At 69.5% G+C, this 3,548-nt stretch carries 4 protein-coding genes; 2 read left to right on the forward strand and 2 right to left on the reverse strand.

What is annotated here, in order from left to right:
* On the reverse strand, positions 1-186 hold a 186-nt coding region (locus Q0C81_RS09215), incomplete at its 3' end, for a pyruvate kinase (protein ID WP_291836753.1).
* Between the two features lie 161 nt (positions 187-347).
* Here Q0C81_RS09215 and Q0C81_RS09220 point away from each other — a divergent pair.
* Both Q0C81_RS09220 and Q0C81_RS09225 read left to right on the forward strand, forming a co-directional pair.
* Complete coding sequence (locus tag Q0C81_RS09220; RefSeq protein ID WP_291836755.1) at positions 348-1,373, forward strand: hypothetical protein; 1,026 nt, start codon at positions 348-350, stop codon at positions 1,371-1,373.
* A complete protein-coding gene (locus Q0C81_RS09225) occupies positions 1,370-1,702 on the forward strand; it encodes a hypothetical protein (RefSeq protein ID WP_291836757.1) in 333 nt (110 codons plus the stop codon). The genes Q0C81_RS09220 and Q0C81_RS09225 overlap by 4 nt, the downstream gene beginning before the upstream one ends.
* 1 nt (position 1,703) lies before the next feature.
* Here Q0C81_RS09225 and Q0C81_RS09230 read toward each other — a convergent pair whose 3' ends face one another.
* The gene (locus Q0C81_RS09230; protein ID WP_291836759.1) at positions 1,704-3,410 is read right to left on the reverse strand and encodes an alkaline phosphatase family protein; all 1,707 of its coding nucleotides are present in this window, start codon (positions 3,408-3,410) and stop codon (positions 1,704-1,706) included.
* Between the last annotated feature and the right edge of the window lie 138 nt (positions 3,411-3,548).

Genomic DNA, 3,548 nt, shown 5'->3' on the forward strand with positions numbered 1-3,548 from the left:
ACGCTTCAGCGCCAGTTCGGCGCCGCGCACGGCCTTCAGGGCGGCGGCGTGGTCCTCGTGTGAGCCGTGGCTGAAGTTGAGGCGGAACACGTCCACCCCCGCCTGGGCGAGGGCCTTCACCGTACCGGGCGCCCGGCTGGCCGGTCCAAGGGTGGCGACAATGCGCGCGCGCCGGGCTCTGTTCATCGTGTGGTTCCGGCCTGTGAGAGGATCGAGCGCCCCTTGTGCCTATGAAACGCGGAGCGGGTAAGGCCGCTCCGGTTCCCGAAACACGAAGTTATGAGTGAATCTCGGGGCTTGATTTCAACCAAAAATGGATATCAATGTTATCTGCACGGGAGGCGTTCATGAAAACTAGGGTCCTGATCGTCGGCTTGTCCATCGGTGCGTTGGCCGTCAGCGGCTGCGTCTCACCCAAGATCGCGGCGGCGCAGAAGCTGGGCGTCGCGGGCGTGGAGGCCAGCGCCGGCCTGCTGACCTCGGCCACCAGCGTCGAAAGCGGGTTCCAGGAGTCCCTGCGCCAGGATCGCTTCCTTCGGGCCCTGCAGACCCAGACGCCGTTCGTTCGGCTCGCACCCGGCCAGACGCCGCCCTGCTACATTCCGCCGGGCCCGCCGGTGATCACCGCCGTCCCCGCCTCCAGCCCGGATCCCGCTGTCGATCGCGTCGCGGCCTCGCTCAGGGCGAGGACGAACCTGGCCAGGTCGCTGGTCCAGACCTACGCCAGCTGGAACAGCCTGGCGGACTACGACGCCTACGGCCAGGTCCAGGCCGGCGTCGATGGCGTGGTGAGCGCCGCCAACACCTTGCGGGCGCAATGGAACCTGCAACCGATCTCCACGGGCGCGGGCGCGATCGCCAGCGGCTTGGCCGGCGCCTGGGCCAGCGACCACCAGGCGGAGCGCCTGCTGAGCTCGTCGCGGGACATCAGCGCGGCGCTGAAGGGATACCGCGAGGCCCTGGCCGTCGGCGCGGTCCCGACGGTCTCGGTCATGAGCAATCAGGTCGGTCAGCGCTACGACCTGACGGTGGCTCTGTGGCGGCGCGGCTATCTGGACGCCAACACCCTAGTCGCCAACCTCGGGCTGGCAGGCGAACTGACAGTGCTGCCCGCCTCGCCCGATCTTCGGTTCAACGCCGCGGATGAGGGGACCTGCCGGACCATCCAGACCTATCTGGACACCGAGAAGCTCCAGCGGATCGACGCCGCGGCGAGCGACTATCAGAGCCAGATCGACGTGGTGGACGCCCTCATCGGCCTTCACGACCGGTTCGAGAAGGGCGACGGCATGTCCATCGCCCACATGGACGCCCTGATCGACAGACTGACGGCCATCGCCACCCTTCTGGGACCTGAGGAGGCAGAGGAATGAGAAGCGCCACGCCGGAGTTCAAGGAGATCGAATCCGCCTGGTTCATCATCCGGGCGCGGTTCGACGATCTCAGCATGATGGCCCCGACGGCCGAGGCGCGGATGCGATTGCTCGACGACCGGGACGGCGCGCGCGACGCCTATTATCTCGCCCTGAGCAAGGCCTTCGACCAGGGCGACGGCTTCGTCAAGAACACGCTCAAGGCGCTGAAAGACGCGAACTCGAAACTGCAGACGGCCTTGGCGGACCTGACAGATCTGGTCGCGGTGCTGGGCTTGATCTCCTCCGTCGCGCAGCTGATGGCGGCGCTTGCGGCCATGGGAACCTGAGCTATCGGAGCGGACAGGTCGCGCCGCCGGGCGCCTGCAGATCGATGCAGCGGCCGTCCAGGCCGGCCGGGGTCTGCACCCCGACGATCGGCGCCAGGGTCGGGGCGATGTCGATGGTGCGGATGGGCAGGAAGCGCTCCTGCCCCTGCGCGCCCGGCCACCAGAAGATGATCGGCACGCGGCGGTCATAGTCCCAGGGCGTTCCGTGATTGGCGATGGTGCCGCCGACCCGGCCGCCCGAGACCACGTTCTCGGCCAGGGCGATGATCAGGTCCGGCGAGCGCTCGGCCACGGCCGACAGCCGCATCCGCTGGCGCACGGTCATCAGGTCCGGCGTCAGGGTCGCCGGCGGCAGGGGCTCGGCCAGCAGCACGTCGCGGCTCTCGGCGAAGGCCACGTCCGCATTGGCGCGCAGCAGCGGCAGAGCCGCCTCAATGATGCGAGTGCGCAGCGGCTCCGGCAGGCCCTTGTGATCCTTGTCGCCGACCATAAGCCCGCTGCCGCCCGAGGACAGGGGGTCGTAATCCAGGCCGAAGCGGGCCTTCAGCGCGCCGTTGATGTTCGCCAGCCGCTGCGGATCGGCGCGATGGGCGTGCGGATAGCCGCGCACGGCCAGCCGCTCGACGAAGTCCGAGCCGCCGTGGTCCGCGGTCAGGACGACGATGCTGCCCTGCGGCAGGCGCTGCAGGAAACGGCCCAGCGCCGCGTCGAGGCGGTACATCTGCTCGCACATCTCCGGTCCCTGGGTGCCGAAGCTGTGGCCGATGCGGTCGGTCCCCGACAGGCTGACGCCCAGCATGTCGACCACGCCGCGGCGGCCCAGCTGCTTCGTCTCCAGCAGTTCGGTCGCGGCCTCCAGCGTCAGCTCGTCGAGCATGGGCGAGGTGTCGAGCGCGAAATTCTGGGGCGGCAGGTCGGAATGGAAGGTTCGGCCGTTGATCCGCCAGTCGCCGGTCAGGCGGCGGCAGACGTCGTGGGTGTAGGTCCAGGCGGCGGGCGTGACGCGCAGCCGCTCGGCGATGCGGGCGTTCAGCGCCGCCACGGGCGCCAGCCGCGCCGTGGGCGTCTGGCCCGGCTCGACATAGGTCGTGAAGCCGAAGCCGTCGGTGTACCAGAAGGCCCCGTCGCCGAGGTGGCCGTTCAGGTTGATGGCGCCGCGATCCTTGCCCGACACCGCATAGACGCGGCTCTGCGGGCTGGCCGTCTTCAGCCAGTCGGCCAGGGTCGTGACCTCCAGCTGTCCGGGGCCGACCGGACCGTTGTCGCTGGTGTCGTCGCCATGGGCCAGATGGTTGGCCGGCGCGGCCAGGCAGTAGACCTCTTTCCCCGTGGCCGGATCGACCCAGTCGTTGGCCGGAATGCCCGTGCGGGCCGGGTTCATGCCCGTCAGCACGGTCGAGTGGCCGGGGCAGGTCTCGGTCAGGCCGTGTTGCTGGAAGCCGTTGGCGTGGACCCGGCCCTGCTGCGCCAGCACGGCCAGGCCCCCGGTGAAGTCGTCACGATACTGGTTGAACAGATTGGCGCTGAACTGGTCGATGACGATGGTCACCACCAGCGTCGGCCGGGCGGTCGATTCGGCGACCGGCGCGGCGACCGGCGCGGGCTCCGACGGCGCAGCGGCGTCCGCCGGCCACCAGCCCTGAACGGTGCTGCAGGCGCCCAGCGCCAGAAGGCTCACGGCGGCGAGGGCGGTTCGAACTCGGTTCACTCGGGCGTCTCCTGCGATGCCGCCGCCTAGCCTGTCCGCGCGACAGCTCTGCGACAGCGGCGGACCGCTACCGCGAGACACCGCGTCCGGCTAGCCCCCTCAGCCCGCGCTGTAGCTGGTCTTGGTCTGGGTGAAGAA

Origin of the sequence: Brevundimonas sp. (assembly GCF_023259385.1) — a bacterium.
In the GTDB taxonomy this organism is placed as follows: domain Bacteria; phylum Pseudomonadota; class Alphaproteobacteria; order Caulobacterales; family Caulobacteraceae; genus Brevundimonas.